The following is a 22,461-nucleotide window of genomic DNA, read 5'->3' as shown; positions in this document are numbered from 1 at the left end:
CTTGCGATCTTCATTTTCCTTATCCCTCAGGTTGAATGGGGGGCCTGCCGATGGACGGAACGATGCCAGATGTCGAAGCGATGGCCGTCAGGGAACTTCGACGTTGGCGCTGAGCCGTGCATTGCGTGCGCCAGGGCGCCGTCGCCCCGCGGAGTTCTGGGCGACCATATTCCCTGATCGCACGCATGGCGACTTGACCTCATGCGTACTCACGACTCCAGGACGGATCCTATCCATGAAGCTTGCCGCTCTTTCGATTTCATTGCTTCTCCTGACCGCGGTTCCGGCCAGGGCCGGCATGTGGATGATGGTCTACGCCGATGGGCAGAAACCGGACAGAACCGTCTACTACGCGGCGTTCGACGACATTCAGAGCCGGACGTCGCCCGAGGCGTTTCTCGCCGAGCTACAGCGCACTGGCGATCCGATCAAGGCCGAAGCGGCCACGAAGGTCAACCAGATACGCGTCAATGAGATTCATGAGTCCGCTGGAGGCCCCTGGTTGACGATGTTCACCCTGGAGTTCCAATGCGGCAGTCAGCAGATGCGGATCACCCAGCAGGAGCAGCACTACCGCAAGAACGGTCGAAAGCAACAGGTTCCCGGGAAGGACTGGGGCGACATAACCGCACCATGGCAGGCGCAGGCCAGGCTATTGGCCTGCGATGAAGCGCGCTGGAAGAAGGCGCTCGAGGCCGACAGACGCCGAGGCACCGGGCAGGATGAACTGAACAAGCTTGGCCTGGTCGTGGTGGGCGACCATGTTCTGCCCATGGGGCTCAATGACCTCTCTTTCTCCACGCTCTGGCGAGATGGGGCGGAACCAGAGTTCACCACGGACAAGTCACCTGCTGAACTCGATCGCCTCAGGAAGGAGGCCATTACGCGCGGAGAGGCAATCCAGTCCGAGATGCGGGGTAAAGAGCAAGCGTTGCGAAGGGATATTGAATCCTCTCATGCGGAGGAATCGTTCATGGCCCAAGTGGACCGCAACTTCAGCAAGAAGAGCTATCCCAAGCAATTCCAAGAGCTCGTCCTTAGCATGAAAGGATGGAGCGAGCCAGAGATCATCGAGGTCATGGGTTACCCCGATGATGAGCGACAAGTTGGCGGGAATCGACTGTGGGTGTACTACGGCGAGAAGGATGAGCGCGTCGCGAACGTTGTTTCCAAGTATGGGCATGTAGCCGTGACAGGCGAGCTACGCGAGTGCGAGCTCACTTTCGTTCTTCGCGAGGGCGGAAAGAAGAGCGGCGGGCGTCTTTTTGATTACCAGATGGCAGGAGACAACTGCAATCTTTCCACCATGAAGAGAAGCGCCAGATGAGGACACAAGAATCGGAAGAATTCTCATCGCCAATTCCCAACTTTCTCGACGATACGGCGCATCCAAGGCAGGCGCGTGAGGCATCGACAACCGCGTCGTGCACCATTGAACAGGCCGTCCACCAGCATTGCCGTCATCGCACCTGATGGCCTCATCAGCGTTCACGATCTGACCGACGGCCCTGCGTGCGGTCTGGCTGGCGATCTGTGGCGCGGTGTTCCTGCCGCGCTGGCGAGCGCACGGAGCGTGTTCTACGCGGCTGTGCTGACGGCACTGGTGGGATGCGTGCTGCTGCCGGATCGGCCACGGCGCTAACCGCTGCCGACAACGGGAATTGAAAACAGGCCGGGCAACGTCCGGCCTTTTCTTTGGTTAGAATCCCTTCGGATACCGGATGCAGGGGCATCAATGAACGGCACACAGGGGCGCGGTTGGTTCTGGTCGATCATATTGACAGCGGGGGGCATCTACAACGTCGCCACCTACTTTCACCAGAATGGCATGGTGCTATACCCGCTCGTCGTTGGCGCTGGCTGCCTGCTGGCTGTCCCGCAGGCGTTTTTCCATCCGGTTTCCTTCCTGAAACCATTCGGCGCGGGTGCGCCACGCTGGACGCTCATTGACTGGTTAGGATTGATCGGCGGCGCGCTGATCCTGATCGGCATTGCTTTAGGCCTGTTCTCATAGCCCGCCACAGTTGGAGCGCACAGGACATGCGGTCACAGCATTGGTTCTATTCCCTCCTCTTAGCATTCGCGCTGACAGGGTGTGTGCCCAGCGTGTCCAAGCAGCAGGCCGAAGCGATCGCGAAGGAGAGCAGCCAATTGCTGCGCCATGAACAAGGGGACATCCCTGCATCGGACTGGCCGCAATCCGTGTCAGCGCTTAAACCGTTGCGTGTGATCCGCAATTACAACGGTGTCTACATCCACACCTATGAATTCTTTGTTGAGGCGCAAGGGCTGTTCATTCTTGATCCGTCATCAAAGTTCAAGCCAAGACACGACGAAGACCCCAGTTATCAGCATATCGTGGCAGGCGTATATGCGTTCCGCTCTGCCGGCTAGCTAGCCTGCCTGCGCTGGTGCTGGCGGTCCTGGTGGCCGCCGGGTCGCTTGTGCTGCTGCCGGATCAGCCACAGCGCTAAGCGCGCCTGCTGGCGGTCGAGCAATGCCTGGCTTTTTCTTTTGTCCTAGACTCTGCCTGTCGCCTCCTTTACCGCCCTCACCATCATTCATTGTCGCCATGTTCTCCTCGACACTGCGCGGCTACCTTGCGGCTGAGCTACGGTAAACCATTCCCAATGAGTGGATTTGGTCCAAATCAATGGCTGGATGAGCGTGAAAATCGCCCATGCTATCGCCCGCCACCGCTACGAAATATCGACCACAGCAGCCAAAGACCTACGATTGACGCACCAATAAACCCCAGCAGGCCAAAGAACGGCAAACCCAACAGAGTCGGCCCTCCCTTGACCGTCATGGCAGTCGACGAACCGATGATCAACGCTGCGATCACTAGGCTGCCTGCAATGCGATTGGCCGAGTGACTAACCTGACGACTGAATTCAGGCAGATGTTCCATTTGCAAGTGCAATCGAGCATTTCCACCACGCACGGCACGCAGAAGCCGTCGCAACTCCTGAGGCAATGCGGCCAACAAGCCCGCGGTATCGATCAAAGCATGGATGCCGCGTCTCGCTACTGCCCGCGGACCAAGCTGTGCGGTCATCGCGCTGCGCAAGAAGGGCTGCGCTTGACGCGCCATATCAAAGTCTGGATCGAGGGTGCGTCCCAACCCCTCCAACGTCAGGCAGACCTTGATCAGCAAAGCCAGATCGGCGGGGAGCATTAGACGGTGTGACCGAAGCAGTGTCGCTATTTCCATCAGCATTCCTGCCAGATCCAGCTGGCCTAATGGCACGCCATGGTAGTGATCGACGAACGCATCAATGTCCATGGCCAGTTGCAGTTCGTCGACATCTGACTGCTGAGTCCACTCAAGCAGCACCTCGGTAACGCGCTCGGGATCGTGCTCGACCAGCCCGAACAGCAAACTCACAACTTCTGTGCGACGTGTGGGCGACAGCCGCCCGACCATGCCAAAGTCGATGACTGCTATGCGCGCGCACGGCAGTACGAAGACATTGCCTGGATGGGGATCAGCGTGGAAAAAGCCATCCTCCAGAACCATTTTCAGAACTGCCCGCGCTCCGGTACGTGCAATTTCCTTGCGATCTGCCCCTGCTGCTTCCAATGCTGAGATATCGGCTACCGGAATGCCGTCGATGAAATCCTGGACATTCATCCGTTCGCTAGTGAATGACCAGTGCACCCTGGGCACGACGATCTTATCTTCATCCACAAAGCTCGCAGCGACGCGCTCGGCGTGTCGGCACTCTGCCGCCAAATCGAGTTCGCGCAACAATGATGCACGAAATTGGCGCACCACACCGACCGGATTGAAGCGGCGAAGCTCTGGAAATCTTCTTTCAAATTTGTTCACCGCGAATTGAAGAAGCCTCAGATCCGCCTCGATCAATGGACGAATGCCGGGACGCCGAACCTTCACTACCACGTCTTGCCCATCGTGGAGGCGGGCGCGATGAACCTGGGCGATCGAAGCAGCCGCCAGCGGTTCCGGGTCGAGCCAAAGGAAATCCGATTCAGGAGCACGCCCCAACGCTTGAGTCATCTCAACATGAATAGCTTCGAAAGCGACCGAGGGCGCGGCGTTCTGCAATCTGCTGAACTCGGCAATCCACTCCGGCGGAAACAGGTCGACACGCGTCGCCAGAACCTGTCCCAACTTGACGAAACAAGGCCCCATTTCCTCCAGGGCCCGTCGCACCCGAACATGGGGCGGCAGTGCCACCATTTCTTCTATGTGATTCAGCGGCAAGACCTTATCGAGTCGAGCCAGTGCCCGCTCCAACCCCAATCGGCGAACCAAGTCACCGAAGCCATGACGAACCAGAATCGCGGACAGCATCTGAAGCCGACCCAAGTCATGAGCAGCGATCAGCGTTTCCCACATGGCCGAATGGCTCCCGTCTTTGTTACTTCTCTGCTCACTTCGCCATCGATCTGGGCGTCTACCTGTAGAGACTATGTCTCTGACCATCCGAACAATTGATCTGCATCAATGATCTCCCGGCATCTCAGGATGAGATCCATATGGTTGATTGAGATCAAAGCTTCTTCTGGCGACGCCACGATAGTGCAACATCGCAATATGAGATCTATGTCATGGTCCTCCAAGATCTCTTTAACCTTTTTTGAGGGGCGGTTTGCGATGCAAATCGAAAGCCAGGCAATGCTTCTGCGCAAGCCTGGCGATGCGTTGGTTGCCACTATGCGGACACTTCCAGACCCCATGGTTGGTGAAGTACGAATTCGCGTTGAAGCTTGCGGGGTATGCCGTACCGACTTGCATGTGATGGATGGCGAGTTGCCGCAGACCATCTATCCGATCGTTCCGGGACACGAGGTGGTCGGGATCGTCGAATCACTGGGGGCGGGGGTCCGTTCGCTTAGACTGGGAGATCGTGTCGGTGTTCCGTGGCTGGCACATACCTGCGGCCTGTGTGACTACTGCAAACACAATCACGAAAACCTGTGCGACACCGCCCAGTTCACCGGCTGCACCCGAGATGGTGGATACGCCACCCATCTCCTAGCCAGTGCCGATTACTGCATACGTTTAAGGCCACCATGGACGGACCCCACCTCGATCGCCCCACTACTCTGCGCTGGCTTGATCGGATGGCGCGCATTGAATGCTGCCGGGCCATGTAAACGCCTGGGCATCTACGGTTTCGGCGCGGCGGCCCACATCGTCACACAGATCGCATGCTGGCAAGGCGTACGCGTTTTTGCGTTCACTCGCACCAGCGATCAGGCAACACAGTCGTTCGCCCGCTCGCTTGGCGCTTGTTGGGCTGGGGATTCCGACCAACAGGCGCCAGAGCTCCTGGATGCAGCGATTCTGTTCGCACCCGTGGGAAAACTTGTACCCGCAGCACTGGAATCTGTACGAAAAGGCGGTCGCGTGATATGCGCCGGTATCCACATGAGCGATATCCCAGAATTCCCCTACCGACTGCTTTGGGGGGAACGCCAACTCGTGTCAGTGGCCAACCTGACGCGCCACGATGCCGGTACCTTCTTCAAAACTGCCGCCGCTGCCGGCGTGCATACGCACACACGCAAGTATCCGCTGGCCGACGCTAATGTGGCCTTGGAAGATCTGCGCGAAGGCCGGTTCGAAGGTGCCGCCGTGCTGATTCCTGAGTGACTCGTAATGGTTGAACTTGCTGATCGATTGTTGCAGCTGTTGTATTTCATTGCCCCAGCCTATTTCGCCAACATGGCGCCGCCTTTCGCGCGCTACTGGAAGGGGTGGAACCGCCCAATTCATGCGCGCTCCCTGGGCAGTCATAAGACCGTCATCGGCTATGTGATGGGCGTTCTTGCTGCGGTGGCGACTACCGCGACGCAGGCCATGATCGATGCGCCCTTTTCATTGGTCGACTACGCCCATTGGCCCTGGTTGGGATTGGCATTTGGCGTTGGAGCCATGACGGGCGACAGCCTCAAGAGCTACTTCAAGCGTCTGCGCGGCCTCCCCTCAGGAGCCCGATGGATTCCTTTTGACCAACTGGATTTTGTACTGGGTGCGCTGTTGCTAACGGCCCCCTTTTCCGAACTCGGATGGGCTGACCTTGCCCTGATTTTGACAGTCACGCTACTAGGCGATATCGCGGTCAATTGGGTGGCCTTTCGTCTGGGCATAAAGACGACACCTTGGTAGTCCCGCCTGGCCCTGTTGATGACGTTGCAGTCGTAGCTGCCGATCATCCCATTCTTCCTGGCACTCTCCATTCGGTTGAAGGCTGCACCCCAAAGATGAAGGGGTATTCGTATCGCCATCCATACCGACCACATTGCCGAACTTGTCAGAGCTCAATGAGATAGCACCAGCTGCTGGTGATCCTGCACACGCGGCACAAACAGTATGGCAATCTGTCCGCATGGTGGAATATGCACAATTGATCGGCCTCTTGGTCGCCCTCGCCATCGGGTTGCTAGTCGGTATCGAGCGCGAGCGCGGCAAGGGCGCAGGAACCGAGCCCGGCGCTGCAGGCGTGCGAACTTTTACCTTAATGGCGTTGGCCGGCGCGATCTCGGACCTCATTGGCACGACCGGCATCTTAGTTTCGGGCACATTCGTCGTGCTTGCCGCACTTGCCAGTTATCGCACCACCCGTGGCCGCGATCCCGGGCTCACCACAGAGGTGGCGCTACTGCTGGTGTTCCTACTTGGTGTGCTCGCAATGCGTCATGCAGCGTTGTCCGCCGGCCTCGGAGTCATCGTCACAGCGCTGCTCATAGCCAAGACCAGGTTACATAGCTTCGTAAACAAAGTACTTAGCGAACAGGAGTTACACGATGCGCTGCTACTCGCCGGCGGCGCCGCGATCATACTGCCGTTACTTCCCGATCATGCCATTGATCCTTGGCACGCGCTAAATCCACGCCGGCTCTGGCTCCTAGCGCTGATCATGATGGCACTCAACACTGGCGGTCACATTGCGCTACGGACCTTGGGAGCACGAAAAGGCCTCCTCTTGGCAGGGTTGGCCGGTGGATTCGTCTCCAGTACCGCGACCATCGCGGCGATGGGCACGCAAAGGCGCGCCCAACCGGTTCTGTCACGTGCTTATGCCGGGGCAGCACTCATATCTAACGTGAGCACCATCATCCAGCTCGCTTTGGTTACTGGCGCATTATCCCCGCCCCTGCTACGCGTCATTGCATTGCCATTGATCGCGTCAGGCCTTGCCGTCGCTCTAATCACCCTCTTTTACAGTGTCCATACGGAAGAACATGAAGAAACGGCCAAGACACTCGTTGGTCGGCCGTTTGGGGTCAAGCATATATTGACTTTCGTCGCGATCGTAGCAGCCGCATTGCTTGTTTCGGCTGCTGCGCTCGATTGGTTCGATGATAGGGCGCTTCCCTGGACTCTAGCTGCTTCTGGACTAGCGGATGTCCATGCCGCTGCAGCTGCGGCTGCCCAGCTCGCAGCGGAAAACCGAATCACACCGGAGGCTGCGGCATGGGCGTTGGCCAGTGCCCTGACCACCAATTCGGTGGTTAAGCTAGTAGTCGCGTTCTCGACCGGCGGAGGACCCTTCGGCTGGCGCCTTGTACCAGGCGTGGCCATCATGGTGGCCACCTTTATTCTCGCCCAATATCTGACACTTGCTTAGCCGGTATTCGTGTCGATCGCGTGATACGAACGAATCCGCCCCAGCCTGCTGATAATCCTTTGAAGATTAGCGCCAGGCGAAAGCTCCGTCTCCATCGCACATCGCGTTTTCGCCAAACTCACCAGAAATGCTTTGACCGGTTTCCAAACGATCGAGAAGAAACCGAATCCCAGGAAAACGAACCCGCATTGAGCGCGGGCATGGTCCGAGAGGACAAATGAATCAGCGCCATGGAATCCAGCGCCACTCGCGTATCTCCGGAAGATCTTCGCCGTGCTCATGGATATATGCCTTGTGCCGACTGATCGACTGGTCGTAACGCAATCTCGCTTCATCGATCAGATGCCTCAATCGTGGAACCCGATAGATCGCATCATATGCCAGGCGATAACGATCGATGCTATTGAGTACCGCCATATCGAATGGCGTGGTGGTTGTGCCTTCCTCCTTGTACCCCCGCACGTGAAAATTGTCGTGGTTGTGCCGCCGATAAATCAGGCGATGAACTAACGACGGGTAACCGTGAAAAGCGAACACCACCGGCCGATCCCGGGTGAATATTGCATCGAATGTTTCGTCGCTCAGCCCATGCGGATGTTCTGTGGGCGGCTGTAGCGCCATCAAGTCGACGACGTTGGCTACGCGGATCCGCATGTCCGGCACGTATTCACGCAGAAGCGTCACCGCGGCCAAGACCTCCATCGTCGGCACGTCGCCAGCGCAGGCGAGCACCACATCGGGATCGCCGCCGTCATTGCTGGCCCACTCCCAAACACCCGCTCCCATGCCGCAATGCGCTATCGCCGCGCCCATGTCCAGCCACTGCGGTTGTGGCTGCTTTCCAGCCACGATTACGTTCACGTAATCGCGGCTGCGCAGGCAGTGATCGGTAATCGACAAAAGGCAGTTCGCATCAGGCGCCAGATAAATGCGAACGACGTTAGAAGTCTTGTTGGCAACCACGTCTAGAAAACCAGGGTCCTGATGGGTGAATCCATTATGGTCCTGTCGCCACACGTGCGAAGTCAGCAGATAGTTCAGCGATGCCACGGGCTTGCGCCATGGCAATTGACGACAGACCTTGAGCCATTTGGCGTGCTGGTTGAACATCGAGTCCACGATGTGGATAAAGGCTTCATAGCAGGAGAACAGGCCGTGGCGTCCTGTCAACAGATAGCCTTCCAGCCAACCTTGGCATAGGTGCTCGCTGAGCACCTCCATCACCCGGCCATCGGCCGCCAGATCGGCCTCGCCTTTCTCTATCTCCGCCATCCATGTCTTGCCCGTCACCTCCACGACTTCGCTTAGCCGATTCGATGCCGTTTCGTCGGGACCGAACACGCGGAAATTCCGGCTCGCCAGGTTCTGCCGCATCACTTCGGCGAGATAGCCCCCCAGCACACGGGTAGTTTCCGCATTGTCGCCCCCCGGACTGGAAACGGGAACCGCGAAATCACGGAAATCCGGAAGAACCAAAGGTTTCAGCAACAAGCCTCCATTGGCGTGCGGGTTCGCGCTCATGCGCCGTTCGCCGCGAGGCGCGATGGCAGCGATTTCCTCGCGAAGTTTTCCATCGGCATCGAACAATTCCTCCGGCCGATAACTTCGTAGCCACCGATTGAGCAGTTCGACGTGTCCTGGCGTCTCGAATTCTGCGATCGGCACCTGATGAGAACGCCAGCTGCCTTCCACTTTCTTGCCATCCACGATCTTGGGGCCGGTCCAGCCCTTCGGCGTCTTGAATACGATCATCGGCCAACGCGGTCGCTTCGGCGGGCGCTCCGCACCGGGCGCGCGAGCTTGCGACTGGATGCCGCGGATGGCGGTCAACACCGTCTCCAGAGTGGCGGCGAACTGTTCATGCATCGCATCCGGGGCATCCCCTATCACGAAATGGGGTTCATAACCGTAACCGCGCATCAACTCAGCGAGCTGCTCGTCCCCTATGCGCGCGAGCAAAGTCGGATTGGCGAGCTTGTAGCCGTTCAAGTGCAGGATCGGAAGTACTGCACCATCGTTGATGGGATTGAGGAAATTGCATGAATGCCAGCTCGCCGCCAACGGGCCGGTTTCCGCCTCGCCATCGCCCACCACGCAGGCGACGATTAGTTGCGGGTTGTCGAATGCGGCCCCATACGCGTGCAGGAGCGCATAGCCCAGTTCGCCACCTTCATGAATGGAGCCGGCCGTTTCGGGCGCCACGTGACTAGGAACACCTCCAGGCCAGGAAAACTGTCGAAACAGCTTGCGCATACCTTCGCGGTCTGCACCGATATCGGGATAGATCTCGCCATAGGTACCCTCAAGATAGGTCGACGCCACCAGCGCCGGCCCACCATGTCCAGGCCCGATAATGTTGATCATGTCAAGATCGTGATCGACGATGAGCCGGTTGAGGTGCACGTAGATGAAATTCAATCCCGGCGTGGTACCCCAGTGACCGAGCAGCCGCGGTTTGATGTGCTCACGCGTCAGAGCCTCTTCCAGCAGCGGATTGTCTCGCAGATAGATTTGGCCAACGGATAAATAATTTGCAGCACGCCACCAAGCGTGCATCAATTTCCTGCGTTCTGGCGACAGAATATCCATAGCAATCCATCATAGGGGAGGCAAAGATCCGTAGATCGATAGATTTTCCGGCTCTGATCCATAAGATCAGTCGCACATTGTCAAACGCCCCGCCAGTTGTCTGCGCGGGCCTTCATCTTCCGATGGGCGGAAGCATTCACCGCCGACGCTCGAAGTAGCGAATCGCGTCGACCTCGGTCATCTCGTACTTTGGCGCCAAGTGCGGCAGAAGCAAACGCAGCCAAGCGCGACCGACTGCCCGCGTTTCCCGAGGACAAATCTTTGCGCGCGCCGGTGTCAGGTCGCCAGCGCTGACGATATCGCCGTACTTGATCGGGTTGGTTCCATATATCAGGCACTGCAGGTTGAAGTAGCGCTGCTCGCCAAGCGCGTGCTCGTCAGCATAGGCATCCAGGTTATACGCCCCCGTACTTTGCGCCAGCATCCAGTTGGCCGCCATGCGAAGGTTCTCGATAACCTGCTCAGGCGCCTCATCCAAGCCGCTAAAATGGAGCATGAGCATTCCCGCCAGCTGATCAACTGCATCCTCTTGTCGGCCGGTAATCGGCAAATCGAGCATGTCGACCAACGCATGACCCGTCTCGTGCAACACGATGAAGCGCACATTGGCGCGGGTATAGCGTAGAGGATAGTCCTGCACAAGATGACCTGCCTCCTGCTCTTCTTGTCCGCGCTCATATAACGTCCTCAGAGTCTCGTAGCAGAGCATGATCTCGGCTGCTTCTGACCTGTAAAAGGCACCGAACTCGCCGCATTCCGTGGTGACATAACGTAAACGACGCGGCAATCGAAACATCCCGTCAATCGCCCGTACCTCCGGCATGTGGCGCAGCAGATCAACCTCGCTCACGCGTGTATAGATCATCTGCAAATCTGGCGATTTTGGTTCGACATATGCGTATTCGAACATCGGGCCGGCAGGCTCTTCCCCTTTGCCATGTGCTCTCGCTCTAACTCGCACTGCAGCCTGTGACGGCATGCGCGGGACGCTCTCCTGCTCAGCAATCGGTAGCGTCTTGACAATCTCCAGCCTCCCCACATTCGCACACCCGCTGCATGCGATTGTGGTCAAACCCATCAACCAGCAGGCGATTGAGACTCTAAATGGCACTTGCATCCCTATTCTTTGACTGCGCTAGAAAAGTCCCGATAGCACCCGCAAGGCAACAGTGCGGCCAGCACCCATCGATGCAGTAGACGCTGGGCTGCCAGCCCTGATCATGACGTCGATGACTAGATTAGTGAGGCGACTATCCACCTTTTTCGATCAGCAATCTTGATCCAGGTCATGTCATGACCGTGGCTCATCGGAAATGCTTCCGTTTGACGACGATACCCCCGAGGAACGTGTGGATAGCCCCCCCGTCGCTGGCGCGGATTCACTAGATTCTCAAGTCCGCGCCTTGCAAGCGCGGCTGAACTCATCCATTTCCCTGGAAGCATTGCAGCTAGCCTTTACCGATTGGGCCTTGCACCTGGCCATTTCACCTGGCAAGCGCATGGACCTGGCCCGGCTGGCGCTGACGCAGGCGGAACAGTTCGGTCGCTATCTGCACGAATGCCTGATAGCCGCCCCCGGTGCAGCGCATGCTTGTGTCGAGTCGCCCGTCACCGACCGGCGCTTTACCGCCGCGGAATGGCAGCAGTGGCCATTCAATCTGTTGCACCAGTCGTTTCTGTTGCACCAGCAATGGTGGAATGGCGCCACGCATCGAGTAAGCGGTGTCTCGCGCCACCATGAGCATGTGACCGCGTTTGCCGTACGGCAGTGGCTGGACGTCTTCTCACCGGGCAATCTGCTACCGACCAATCCGGTAGTGCTCAAGCGCACGCTGGAAGAAGGAGGCGCCAACCTCATCCGAGGCGCATCGAACTGGCTCGACGACCTGATACGCCAATTCGCCGGCTCTCCCCCTGTCGGTGCCGAGGCATTCGTAGTCGGCCGCGATCTCGGCGTCACTCCAGGCAAGGTTGTCTTCCGGAACCGTCTGATCGAACTGATCCAATACGCACCAACCACCGCCAAAGTGCATCCTGAACCGGTCCTGGCAATCCCGGCCTGGATCATGAAGTACTACATTCTCGATCTGTCGCCGCACAATTCACTGATCCGGTATCTGTTGGACCACGGACACACCGTGTTCTGCATCTCCTGGAAGAATCCGGATGCAGACGATCGCGACCTGAGCATGGATGACTACCTGGACCTTGGTGTCGACGCCGCGCTGGTTGCGATCAACACCATCATGCCTGGACGGCAGGTTCACGGCGTTGGCTACTGTCTGGGGGGGACATTGCTGGCTATCGCAGCGGCGGCAATGGCCCGCGACGGCGAGCAGCGGCTGGCAACAATGACGCTGTTGGCGGCCCAGACGGATTTCTCCGAGCCAGGTGAACTGGCGCTATTCATCGATGAAAGCCAGATCAGCCTGCTAGAAGCGCAGATGCAACAGACCGGCTACCTGACTGCCGCGCAGATGGCCGGTGCGTTCCAGATGCTACGCTCAAACGACCTGCTGTGGTCCCGGCTGGTCAACGAATACCTACTCGGCGAACGCCGGCTGATGAACGACCTGATGGCTTGGAATGCCGACACCACGCGGATGCCGGCGAGAATGCATTCGCAATACCTGCGTCGCTTGTATCTTGGAAACGAATTAAGCAACGGACGCTATCCGGTGAGAGACAAGCCGGTGGAACTCAACGACATCGACGTGCCGGTATTCAGTGTTGGCACGTCAACCGACCATGTCGCGCCCTGGCGCTCGGTATACATGATCCACAATCAGGTCGTCGGCGACGTTACATTCGTGTTGACCTCTGGCGGCCACAACGCCGGCATCGTCAGCGAGCCTGGTCATCCACACCGCCATTATCAAGTCCTGACGCGCGCCGCACATGCGCCATCGCTGGCAGTCGATGACTGGTTGCAGAAGGCGCCGCAACGCGACGGCAGTTGGTGGCCGGAATGGGTCGCATGGCTGCAAGCAAATTCCGGAACGCCAACGGCACCGCCACGGATCGGTGCGGCGAGAAAAGGTTACAAACCGATCGACGATGCGCCAGGGCACTACGTGTTGGCGCGCTGACGTGGGTGTCGTGTGGCATTGCGACTGGCGAACAAGTGAACAGGTCACCAGCCAACATCCACTTCTCTCCTCCTGATCGAGTTTGAGCCGCCTATGGACAAGAAATACCGTCGCTGGATTCTGCGCATCGGCGCCCTCATTGTAATCGCAGCGGTCGCCGTGCCGGCTTGGCGCGGACTGCGACCGCGCGGCCCCGGTCCCGGCTTCGTCAGCGGCAACGGCCGGATCGAGGCGACCGAGATCGACATCACCGCTAAAACTGCTGGACGGTTGCGTGAGGTGATGGTTGAGGAAGGCCAGTTCGTTACCTCCGGCCAGGTGCTGGCGCAGATGGACACGCAAACCCTGCAGGCACAACGCGAAGAAGCTCGCGCGCAGCTGGTGCAGGCGCGCACTGCGGTCACCACTGCACGCTACTACGTCGCCCAGCAGCAGAGCCAGCATGAAGCCGCAGTCGCCACCGTGTCGCAATATCAGGCGGAATTGCGCGGCGCAAACCAGCGCCTGCAGCGCACCAGCGCGTTGGCGGCACAGAACTTGATGTCGCGACAGGCACTGGATGATGCGCAAACCCAACAGGCAAGCGCCACCGCAGCGGTGGCGACAGCGCGTGCGCAAACCGCAGCGGCGAGTGGAGCGATCGAGACCGCAAAATCGCAGGTGATCGGCGCCGAGTCTGCGGTCGATGCCGCTGCGGCGGTGATCGCGCGGATCGATGCCGAGATCAACGACGCCGCACTGCGTTCCCCGCGCGACGGTCGCGTGCAGTACCGCATCGCTCAGCCTGGCGAAGTGCTTGGCAGCGGCGGCAAGGTGTTGAATCTGGTGGATCTGTCGGATGTCCACATGACGTTCTTCCTGCCGGAAACCGTCGCAGGCCGGGTGGCGCTGGGCGGTGAGGTACGAATCGTGCTGGACGCTGCATCGGATTACGTGATTCCGGCCACTGTGTCGTTCGTCGCCAGCACTGCGCAGTTCACACCCAAGACCGTGGAGACTGCCAGCGAGCGGCAGAAGCTCATGTTCCGGATCAAGGCGAGGATCGATCGCGATCTGCTGAAAAAACACATCACTTATGTCAAGACAGGAGTGCCCGGAATCGCCTGGATCAAGCTCGATCCGCAGGTGCAGTGGCCCGCCGAATTGGCCATCAGGCTGCCGGAATGAACGTCGGAGCCACTACATCCCCACCTGTCGCGCGCTTAGCCGGCGTCGGCTTACGCTACGGCGCGGCCGTGGCATTGGACAATGTCAGCCTGGATATTCCGAGCCGATGCACCGTCGGATTAATCGGGCCCGACGGCGTGGGCAAATCCAGTCTCTTGGCTCTGGTCGCCGGTGCGCGCCGGATACGCCAAGGCCATGTGCACGTGCTGGGGGGCGACATGGCCAATCGCCGCCATCGCGGGCAGGTCTGTCCGCGTATCGCCTACATGCCACAGGGGCTGGGTCGGAATCTTTACCCGACCCTGTCGGTAGAGGAGAACCTGCAATTTTTCGGCCGCTTGTTCGGTCACTCTGCGGATGAGCGTCGTCGACGCATCGACGAACTGACCCGTAGCACGGACCTGTATCCATTCCTGCAACGGCCGGTCGGCCAGCTCTCCGGCGGCATGAAGCAAAAGCTGGGTCTTTGCTGCGCACTGATTCACGATCCCGACCTGCTGATCCTGGACGAACCGACCACGGGCGTCGATCCACTGGCACGTGCACAGTTCTGGGAACTGATCGCGCGCATTCGCCGCGCCCGGCCAGCCATGTCGGTGATCGTCGCCACCGCGTACATGGACGAGGCGCAGCGCTTCGACTGGCTAGTGACGATGGATGCGGGCCGGGTGCTCGCAACCGGGAGTCCTGCACAGTTGCTGGCGCACACCGATTCCCGATCTCTGGAGGCGGCGTTCATCGCATTGTTACCGGAAGAGCGGCGACGGGATCACCAAAACGTGGCGATCGTGCCGCCGCAAAATGGCGATGACACTGTTGCCATCGAGGCCAAAGGCCTGACCATGCGCTTCGGCGATTTCCTGGCAGTGGACGGCGTGGATCTTCGGATCCGGCGCGGCGAGATCTTCGGCTTCATCGGCTCCAACGGTTGCGGCAAGACCACCACGATGAAGATGCTCACCGGCCTGTTGCCCGCCACCGATGGTCAGGCTTGGCTATTCGACCAGCAAGTTGATCCGAGGAACATCGCCACGCGCCGGCGTGTCGGTTACATGTCACAGTCCTTCTCGCTGTACACCGAACTGAGCGTACGCCAGAACCTGGTGCTGCACGCGCGGTTGTTCCAGGTATCGAAGGCGGAGATTCCAGCGCGGATTGCAGAGATGGCACGCCGCTTCGACCTGGAAACGGTGATCGATGCTCTTCCAGAAAGCCTGCCGCTGGGTATCCGCCAGCGGTTATCGCTGGCGGTGGCGATGGTGCACAAACCAGATTTGTTGATCCTGGACGAACCGACGTCGGGTGTCGACCCGATCGCGCGTGACGGTTTTTGGCGACTGTTGATCGAACTGGCGCGCGGCGACCGCGTCACGATTTTTGTTTCCACTCATTTCATGAATGAGGCCGAGCGCTGCGACCGCATCTCACTGATGCATGCCGGCCGCGTGTTGGCGAGTGGCTCGCCAACCGAACTCACCCGTCTGCGCGGCAGCACCACCTTGGAGCAGGCTTTCATCGGTTATCTGGAAGATTTGGGTGCACGAAAATCCGCACCGACCGGAGACGACATCTGGTCTGCCACAACCGAGGCGGCAGTCCGCGTGGCGCCACAGCGCCGGCGCCGCTTCGATCCGCATCGCGCCGCCAGCTACGCCAGGCGCGAAGCACTGGAATTGCGTCGGGATCCTGTACGCGCGACCCTGGCATTGGCAGGTAGCCTGATCCTGATGCTGATCATGGGCTACGGCATCAATATGGACGTGGAGAATTTGAGCTTCGCCGTTCTCGACCGCGACCAGACCACGCTCAGCCAAAACTACACGCTGAGCCTGACAGGCTCTCGCTACTTCATCGAACATCCGCCGATCGCCGACTACATCGAACTCGACCGGCGCATGCGCAGCGGCGAATTAGCGCTAGCGCTGGAGATACCTCCCGGATTCGCACGCGACGTGCAACGCGGCAACACCGTGCAGATCGGCGCCTGGATCGACGGCGCCATGCCAACTCGCGCCGAAACCGTACAAGGTTACGTGCAAGGTATGCACCAGACCTGGCTGGCCGACATCGCCCGGCACAAGCTTGGACAGGACACGGCAGCTAACGCCGCCGCAATCGAGACCCGGTTCCGCTACAACCCCGATGTCAAGAGCCTGCCAGCGATGGTACCGGCGGTGATCCCGATGTTGTTGATGATGTTCCCAGCAATGCTGACCGCGCTGTCAGTGGTGCGCGACAAGGAGTTGGGCTCGATCGTCAACCTCTATGTCACCCCTGTCACCCGCAGCGAGTTCCTGCTCGGCAAACAGGCGCCGTACATCGCATTGGCGATGCTCAACTTCCTGCTGATGACACTTCTGGCAGTGACTGCACTCGGCGTGCCACTCACGGGCAGCTTCACCACGCTCACAGCAGCCGCGCTGGTCTACGTGGTCGGTGCTACCGGGTTGGGGCTACTGGCGTCGACCTTCACCCGCAGTCAGGTCGCAGCGATCTTCGTGACCATGATCGGCACCATGATTCCGGTGATTCAGTACTCGGGCATGATCGATCCGGTGTCCTCGCTGGAGGGCGCCGGCGCGGTAATCGGTCAGGTGTATCCAGCCAGCCACTTCCTGACCATCAGCCGCGGCGTGTTCAACAAGGCGTTGAATTTCGGCGATCTGATGCCCTCATTCTGGCCTCTTCTCTTGTTCGCGCTGGCGATCCCGGCCCTGGCAATCGCGCTACTCAGGAAACAGGAGAACTAAGTATGCGTCGCCACCTTGCCAACATCTATCACCTTGGCATGAAGGAACTATGGGGATTATGGCGTGACCCGATGATGGGGGCGCTGGTGGTGTTCCTGTTCACTGGCTCGGTCTACAGTTCAGCCACGGCGATGCCGGAAACACTGAACAAGGCGCCGATCGCAATCGTCGACGAGGACGGATCTCCGCTTTCGGCGCGCATCGCCGCCGCATTCTATCCACCGCAGTTCGTTGCGCCATCGATGATCGCGTCAAACGAAGTAGATCCCGGCCTGGACATCGGAGCATTCACTTTCGCTCTCGACATACCACCCAATTTCCAGCGCGATGTACTGGCTGGCCGCACGCCGGCAGTCCAACTCAACGTCGACGCCACCCGCATGAGCCAGGCGTTTAGCGGTAGCGGCTATGTCCAGCAGATCGTCCTGGGCGAAGTCGCCGAGTTTGTGCAGCGCACCCGCAACACAAACGGGCCACAAGTGGATCTGGCCATGCGTGCGCGCTTCAACCCTACTCTTGATCGCAGCTGGTTCGGCGCATTGATGGAAATCATCGACAACGTCACCATGTTGTCGATACTGCTGGCCGGTGCGGCGCTAATCCGCGAACGCGAGCACGGCACCATTGAGCACCTGCTGGCGATGCCGGTAACCCCAACCGAGATCATGTTGGCGAAGATCTGGTCGATGGGTCTAGTGGTAGTGGTGGCGGCAGCCTTGTCCCTGATCCTGGTCGTCCAGGGCGCGCTCAGAGTCATCATTGATGGCTCGGTTGGATTGTTCCTGGCTGGCGCTGTACTGCACCTCTTCGCAACCACGTCCATGGGGATCTTCATGGCCACGGTAGCGCGCTCGATGCCTCAATTCGCGTTGCTGATGATATTGACACTATTGCCGCTGCAGATGCTGTCCGGCGGCTCGACGCCTCGCGAAAGCATGCCAAGCCTGGTACAGGCCGTGATGCTGGCAGCACCGACCACACATTTTGTCTCCGCATCGCAAGCCATCCTCTTTCGAGGCGCCTGGCTCGATGTGGTGTGGCCGCAGTTCCTGGCCATCGCCACGATCGGCACCGTTCTTTTCACCGTCGCACTCACCCGCTTCCGAAAAACCATCGGCCAGATGGCCTGATGTCGCCCACAACGGATTGCGTCAACTTTGAGGAAACCGATATGACCACTGCTACCGAACTTCCGCTGAACCTGTACAAGACCAATCTCGAACTGCAACTGCGCATCGCCGGACTGATCCAAGAAAGCATGCAGAAATGCCTGGAACTGGGCAAATGCGTCATGGACGACAACATCGTCGAATCCACTGACGAAGCGGAACAATTGTTGAAAGCCCGGGATTTTGGGACATTCTCAACGTTGCCCGGCGAGATTCTCTGGCACCGGCTCCTACTGGGCCTTGGCGACACTGAAGCAGCGGCGAAAATCGCCCTGGAAGCACAGGCTTCGTTTGTGGCCGGTCTGCAGAATGCGATGCGGGCCTGGCAGAAGGATACCGTCCAGATCGTAAGCAGAGCCGGCATCGATGCTTCCTCTGGCGGCATCTGGAACGATCTACTGAAGACATGGAACCCGGCCCCGCCAACAGTCCTGGCCGAGAACGAGACCGCAACAAAGGAGGACATCAAAGAGGCTGCCCATGACAAGTAATCGCACGGCGCTGGTCACCGGCGGCATGGGTGGTCTTGGCGAAGCGATCGCTCGGGCTCTGTACGACGCGGGGAATACCGTTCTAGTTGCTCATTCTCCTGGCAACGATCATGTCGCCGCCTGGCTTGATCATCAGGCTGCTGAAGGCTATCTGTTCACAGCTTACGGCGCAGACATCGCTGACGAAGCATCGTGCCTGGACATGGCCTCGCGTATCCAGGCCGACAACCATGAGGTTGACATCCTGGTCAATAACGCCGGCATCACCCGAGACGGCACCTTCCACAAGATGACCAAGATCAATTGGGATGCGGTGATGCGCACCAATCTGGATTCGATGTTCAACGTCACCAAGCCCTTCATCGATGGCATGCTCGAACGCAGATGGGGACGTGTGATCAATATCGCCTCAATCAACGGCTCCAGAGGTCAGTTCGGCCAGACCAATTATGCGGCGTCTAAGGCGGGTATTCACGGCTTCACGAAATCATTGGCGCTGGAAGTGGCCAGGAAGGGCATCACGGTCAATACCGTCTCGCCAGGCTACTTGGAAACCAAGATGGTGACGGCGGTACCGAAGGAGATACTGGAGTCACAGATTCTTCCGCATATCCCGGTCGGACGACTGGGTCGGCCGGCGGAAATCGCAGCCCTGGTCGCCTTCATCTGCAGTGAAGAAGCCGCATTCATGACCGGAGCCAACCTGGCCATGAACGGCGGACAGCACATGTACTGAGAAGGCCACGGGCACAACCTGGGCCATGCCTAATTCAGTTCTGACATCACGACATGACTTTCAATCACATCATCTCAGACGGCCTGCAAGTCTTTCGCAACCGCGTATTCGACGAGATCGCTATCGGCGAAAGCGCCGGGATCGAGCGCACGCTCACATTGGAAGATATTCAGTTCTACGCGATCCAATCGGGCGATATCAATCCAGAGTACATCGATCCAGAATATGCGAACTCCAACCGTTCCCATGATGTGATCGCCCACGGCATGTGGGGTGCTGCGCTGATCTCTGCGGTGCTCGGCACACGCCTGCCCGGTCCGGGCACGGTTTATCGCAGCCAGACTCTTCATTTTTTGCACCCGATAAGGATCGGCGACACCCTACGCGTCAGCGTCACCGTGACCGAACGCGACCCGGAAAACAAACGAGTCATCCTTGCCTGCGCTTGTGTCAACCAGTCCGGCGAGACCGTGATTCACGGCGATCTCGAGGTTATCGCACCCACCGAACGGATCGAACGCAGTCGCACCACCTTGCCGGATGTTCGGCTCGAGCTACCTGGAAGCGATGGAGTGGAGCGTCTGCTTGCACATGTGCGTCCATTGGGCGCGATCCGTATGGCGGTGGTCCACCCTTGCGACGCACTGAGCCTCGCGGCGGTGCTGGACGCGCAAGCCACCGGATTGATTCAGCCGATACTGGTCGCGCCACGCGCGAAAATTGAAATGGTAGCCGCAAAAGCCGGACTTGATCTTGCAGGCATAACGATCGAGGACGTACCGCACAGCCACGCTGCCGCTGTTCGCGCCGCAGAGCTGGCTTGCCAAGGCAAGGTCGAGGCGCTCATGAAGGGCAGCCTCCACACTGACGAACTGATGGGCGCGGTGCTCGCGTCCACCTCCGGGCTGCGCACGAAGCGCCGGGCCAGCCACTGTTTCCTGATGCAGACACCGGCCTACCCTCGCCCTTTCATCATCACCGACGCTGCGATCAACATCAACCCTGATCTTGAGCAGAAGGCCGACATTGTCCGCAATGCCATCGATCTGGCGCACGTGATCGGCGTGGCCGAACCGCGAGTCGCGATATTGGCCGCGGTGGAAACGATCAACCCGGCGATGCCCGCCACACTGGACGCCGCCGCCCTCTGCAAGATGGCCGATCGCGGCCAGATCAGTGGCGGCCTGCTCGACGGACCTCTCGCCTTCGACAATGCCGTATCCGTTGCCGCTGCGCGGATCAAGGGAATCGATTCGCAGGTCGCAGGCCGCGCCGACATATTGGTCGTGCCGGACCTGGAGAGCGGCAACCTGCTCGCCAAACAACTGGAATACCTCGGTCATGCTTCCAGTGCCGGAGTCGTGCTGGGTGCCAAGGTGCCGATCGTGCTGACCAGCCGTGCCGATTCACGCCAAGCGCGCATCGCCTCCTGCGCCATCGCCGTGTTGCTCGCCCATCACTACCGTACCAATCCGCCATGATCGCCGCTGAGCTTCCTCCAGCCGATCGCTACCCAACCTGTGGCGATCTGATCCTGGTGCTGAACTGCGGCTCGTCGAGCATCAAGTTCGCCGTATTCGACGCCGGTCGATCGCCACTGTCCCGCGCGCCGGCATGGAACGGAAAAATACAGGACATCGGCGGCTCCACGCCTGCCTTCTGTGAAACCGGCGTCCCGCTCACATCGATCGATCTGGGTCATGAGCGGCCGTTTCACGATGCGCTGGAATACATCCGTGAACGCGTGACGGCGCGACTCAGTGGACGCCGATTGCACGCTGTCGGCCACCGCGTCGTCCATGGAGGCAGCAAGTACTCCGCGCCCGTGCGCATCGATGCTGACGTGCTGACCGATCTCAGGAGCTACATCCCACTAGCGCCGCTGCACCAGCCTTTTGCGCTGGAAGCGATGGAAGTATTACTTCGCGAGCACCCCGACTTGTCGCAGGTCGCGTGCTTCGACACCGCCTTCCACTATACCCTGCCCCTTGTCGAGCAGATGCTGCCGCTACCGTACACCGCCTGGGAACGCGGCCTGCGCCGCTATGGTTTTCATGGTCTGTCCTACGAGTATCTTTCCATTGCCCTTCCGGAGCGCCACGGCGACCTGGCACGCGGCCGCGTGATCGCCGCCCACTTGGGGAGTGGCGCCAGTCTGTGCGCCATGTCCTGCCTCAAGAGCATCGCTACCACGATGGGCTTCTCAGCACTGGACGGACTGATGATGGGCACCCGCACCGGCGCGCTCGACCCTGGTTCGGTGATCTATCTGATGGAGATCGAAAAGCTGAGCCTGGAACAGATCGGCCACATGCTGTACCACGAATCCGGGTTGCTCGGCGTCTCTGGGATTTCCTCCGATCCTAGCGTCCTGCTGCAGATCGAGGCGCAAGGTGGAAAGGCCGGCGAACGCGCAGGCATCGCGTTGGATCTGTACGTTCGCCGCATCGTCCGTGAGATCGGCGCCTTGGTCACGGTACTCGGGGGTCTCGACATGCTCGTCTTCACTGCTGGTGTGGGCGAGCACAACGTGGAAATCCGGCGTCGAATTGCCGATGGACTTGCTTGCTTCGGCGTCGAACTAGAGCCGGAAGCCAACGCCGCCAGCGCATCCTTGATCTCGGCTCCAGTCAGCCAGGTCGCGGTAGCTGTAGAGCCGACCAACGAGGAATGGATCGCGGCCGCGGCTACCGTCGCTACAACGATGCAGACTACTGGCTACTGATTTCAGCAACTGAGACGCCATGGCTCTCACATAAAAACTTCATGGCTTAGTTTGCTTGCGCCAGCATCACAACTCAGCAAATCATGAGCCAAGCTATAGCCATAACACAGAATTATCTTCTTGGTAAACTTATATCAGACAACG

The 22,461-nt window shown here is 59.2% G+C and carries 18 protein-coding genes; 15 read left to right on the top strand and 3 right to left on the bottom strand.

Annotated elements, in window-relative coordinates:
* The first annotated feature begins 235 nt into the window (after positions 1-235).
* The 4 genes from AC1RNP_RS14560 to AC1RNP_RS14545 all read left to right on the top strand — a co-directional run bounded on the left by AC1RNP_RS14560 (position 236) and on the right by AC1RNP_RS14545 (position 2,394).
* On the top strand, positions 236-1,327 hold the full coding sequence (locus AC1RNP_RS14560; RefSeq protein WP_493051993.1) for a hypothetical protein: 1,092 nt from the start codon (positions 236-238) through the stop codon (positions 1,325-1,327).
* A 105-nt stretch (positions 1,328-1,432) separates the two neighbouring features.
* A complete protein-coding gene (locus AC1RNP_RS14555) occupies positions 1,433-1,642 on the top strand; it encodes a hypothetical protein (protein ID WP_493051992.1) in 210 nt (69 codons plus the stop codon).
* Between the two features lie 93 nt (positions 1,643-1,735).
* Entirely contained in the window at positions 1,736-2,014 is a 279-nt protein-coding gene (locus AC1RNP_RS14550) for a hypothetical protein (protein WP_493051991.1), read from the top strand.
* A gap of 92 nt (positions 2,015-2,106) precedes the next feature.
* Positions 2,107-2,394: a hypothetical protein gene (locus tag AC1RNP_RS14545; protein WP_493051990.1), complete on the top strand. Its 288-nt coding sequence runs from the start codon at positions 2,107-2,109 to the stop codon at positions 2,392-2,394.
* A gap of 289 nt (positions 2,395-2,683) precedes the next feature.
* Here AC1RNP_RS14545 and AC1RNP_RS14540 read toward each other — a convergent pair whose 3' ends face one another.
* Positions 2,684-4,363: an ABC1 kinase family protein gene (locus AC1RNP_RS14540; protein WP_493051989.1), complete on the bottom strand. Its 1,680-nt coding sequence runs from the start codon at positions 4,361-4,363 to the stop codon at positions 2,684-2,686.
* Positions 4,364-4,507: 144 nt separating this feature from the next.
* On the opposite strand from AC1RNP_RS14540, the gene AC1RNP_RS14535 reads away from it, so the two are divergent.
* The 3 genes from AC1RNP_RS14535 (at position 4,508) to AC1RNP_RS14525 (ending at position 7,601) form a co-directional block, all read left to right on the top strand.
* A complete protein-coding gene (locus AC1RNP_RS14535) occupies positions 4,508-5,623 on the top strand; it encodes a zinc-dependent alcohol dehydrogenase family protein (RefSeq protein ID WP_493051988.1) in 1,116 nt (371 codons plus the stop codon).
* 6 nt (positions 5,624-5,629) lie between these two features.
* Positions 5,630-6,139 (top strand): CDP-archaeol synthase, encoded by a 510-nt coding sequence (locus AC1RNP_RS14530; protein WP_493051986.1) that lies wholly within the window; start codon positions 5,630-5,632, stop codon positions 6,137-6,139.
* Positions 6,140-6,359: 220 nt separating this feature from the next.
* On the top strand, positions 6,360-7,601 hold the full coding sequence (locus tag AC1RNP_RS14525) for an MgtC/SapB family protein (protein ID WP_493051985.1): 1,242 nt from the start codon (positions 6,360-6,362) through the stop codon (positions 7,599-7,601).
* Between the two features lie 222 nt (positions 7,602-7,823).
* Here the strand turns inward: AC1RNP_RS14525 and AC1RNP_RS14520 are convergent, their stop codons facing one another.
* Together AC1RNP_RS14520 and AC1RNP_RS14515 are read right to left on the bottom strand one after the other, a co-directional pair.
* The gene (locus AC1RNP_RS14520; RefSeq protein ID WP_493051984.1) at positions 7,824-10,190 is read right to left on the bottom strand and encodes a phosphoketolase family protein; all 2,367 of its coding nucleotides are present in this window, start codon (positions 10,188-10,190) and stop codon (positions 7,824-7,826) included.
* A gap of 136 nt (positions 10,191-10,326) precedes the next feature.
* Complete coding sequence (locus AC1RNP_RS14515) at positions 10,327-11,100, bottom strand: DUF4344 domain-containing metallopeptidase (protein WP_493051983.1); 774 nt, start codon at positions 11,098-11,100, stop codon at positions 10,327-10,329.
* A 403-nt stretch (positions 11,101-11,503) separates the two neighbouring features.
* Here AC1RNP_RS14515 and AC1RNP_RS14510 point away from each other — a divergent pair, with 403 nt between their 5' ends.
* The 8 genes from AC1RNP_RS14510 (at position 11,504) to AC1RNP_RS14475 (ending at position 22,317) form a co-directional block, all read left to right on the top strand.
* On the top strand, positions 11,504-13,279 hold the full coding sequence (locus AC1RNP_RS14510) for a PHA/PHB synthase family protein (protein ID WP_493051982.1): 1,776 nt from the start codon (positions 11,504-11,506) through the stop codon (positions 13,277-13,279).
* Positions 13,280-13,372: 93 nt separating this feature from the next.
* Positions 13,373-14,446 carry an HlyD family secretion protein gene (locus AC1RNP_RS14505; RefSeq protein WP_493051981.1) on the top strand — a complete coding sequence of 358 codons (1,074 nt, stop codon included), beginning with the start codon at positions 13,373-13,375 and terminating at the stop codon, positions 14,444-14,446.
* 68 nt (positions 14,447-14,514) lie between these two features.
* Positions 14,515-17,196, top strand: a complete 2,682-nt coding sequence (gene rbbA, locus AC1RNP_RS14500; protein ID WP_493051980.1) for a ribosome-associated ATPase/putative transporter RbbA — start codon at positions 14,515-14,517, stop codon at positions 17,194-17,196.
* A 2-nt stretch (positions 17,197-17,198) separates the two neighbouring features.
* Positions 17,199-18,326 (top strand): ABC transporter permease, encoded by a 1,128-nt coding sequence (locus AC1RNP_RS14495; protein WP_493051979.1) that lies wholly within the window; start codon positions 17,199-17,201, stop codon positions 18,324-18,326.
* Between the two features lie 41 nt (positions 18,327-18,367).
* Positions 18,368-18,856 carry a phasin family protein gene (locus AC1RNP_RS14490; RefSeq protein ID WP_493051978.1) on the top strand — a complete coding sequence of 163 codons (489 nt, stop codon included), beginning with the start codon at positions 18,368-18,370 and terminating at the stop codon, positions 18,854-18,856.
* Positions 18,846-19,592 carry an acetoacetyl-CoA reductase gene (gene phbB / locus AC1RNP_RS14485; RefSeq protein ID WP_493051977.1) on the top strand — a complete coding sequence of 249 codons (747 nt, stop codon included), beginning with the start codon at positions 18,846-18,848 and terminating at the stop codon, positions 19,590-19,592. The genes AC1RNP_RS14490 and phbB overlap by 11 nt, the downstream gene beginning before the upstream one ends.
* Positions 19,593-19,645: 53 nt before the next feature.
* The gene (locus AC1RNP_RS14480; protein WP_493051976.1) at positions 19,646-21,073 is read left to right on the top strand and encodes a bifunctional enoyl-CoA hydratase/phosphate acetyltransferase; all 1,428 of its coding nucleotides are present in this window, start codon (positions 19,646-19,648) and stop codon (positions 21,071-21,073) included.
* The gene (locus AC1RNP_RS14475; RefSeq protein WP_493051975.1) at positions 21,070-22,317 is read left to right on the top strand and encodes an acetate/propionate family kinase; all 1,248 of its coding nucleotides are present in this window, start codon (positions 21,070-21,072) and stop codon (positions 22,315-22,317) included. Before AC1RNP_RS14480 ends, AC1RNP_RS14475 begins: the two co-directional genes overlap by 4 nt.
* The last annotated feature ends 144 nt before the right edge of the window (positions 22,318-22,461 follow it).

The organism is Luteimonas sp. GW821-FHT14E02 (assembly GCF_058803905.1).
Note: the sequence above shows the minus strand (reverse complement) of the source record. Positions and strands in the feature narration are given on the sequence as shown.

Bases quoted from the DNA above. Each gene is read 5' to 3' on its own strand.
- AC1RNP_RS14560 (WP_493051993.1), top strand. From the start codon at position 236: ATGAAGCTTGCCGCTCTTTCGATTTCATTGCTTCTCCTGACCGCGGTT.
- AC1RNP_RS14550 (WP_493051991.1), top strand. From the start codon at position 1,736: ATGAACGGCACACAGGGGCGCGGTTGGTTCTGGTCGATCATATTGACA.
- AC1RNP_RS14540 (WP_493051989.1), bottom strand. From the start codon at position 4,363: ATGTGGGAAACGCTGATCGCTGCTCATGACTTGGGTCGGCTTCAGATG.
- AC1RNP_RS14530 (WP_493051986.1), top strand. From the start codon at position 5,630: ATGGTTGAACTTGCTGATCGATTGTTGCAGCTGTTGTATTTCATTGCC.
- AC1RNP_RS14525 (WP_493051985.1), top strand. From the start codon at position 6,360: ATGGTGGAATATGCACAATTGATCGGCCTCTTGGTCGCCCTCGCCATC.
- AC1RNP_RS14520 (WP_493051984.1), bottom strand. From the start codon at position 10,190: ATGGATATTCTGTCGCCAGAACGCAGGAAATTGATGCACGCTTGGTGG.
- AC1RNP_RS14515 (WP_493051983.1), bottom strand. From the start codon at position 11,100: ATGTTCGAATACGCATATGTCGAACCAAAATCGCCAGATTTGCAGATG.
- AC1RNP_RS14510 (WP_493051982.1), top strand. From the start codon at position 11,504: ATGCTTCCGTTTGACGACGATACCCCCGAGGAACGTGTGGATAGCCCC.
- AC1RNP_RS14505 (WP_493051981.1), top strand. From the start codon at position 13,373: ATGGACAAGAAATACCGTCGCTGGATTCTGCGCATCGGCGCCCTCATT.
- AC1RNP_RS14495 (WP_493051979.1), top strand. From the start codon at position 17,199: ATGCGTCGCCACCTTGCCAACATCTATCACCTTGGCATGAAGGAACTA.
- AC1RNP_RS14490 (WP_493051978.1), top strand. From the start codon at position 18,368: ATGACCACTGCTACCGAACTTCCGCTGAACCTGTACAAGACCAATCTC.
- phbB (WP_493051977.1), top strand. From the start codon at position 18,846: ATGACAAGTAATCGCACGGCGCTGGTCACCGGCGGCATGGGTGGTCTT.
- AC1RNP_RS14480 (WP_493051976.1), top strand. From the start codon at position 19,646: ATGACTTTCAATCACATCATCTCAGACGGCCTGCAAGTCTTTCGCAAC.
- AC1RNP_RS14475 (WP_493051975.1), top strand. From the start codon at position 21,070: ATGATCGCCGCTGAGCTTCCTCCAGCCGATCGCTACCCAACCTGTGGC.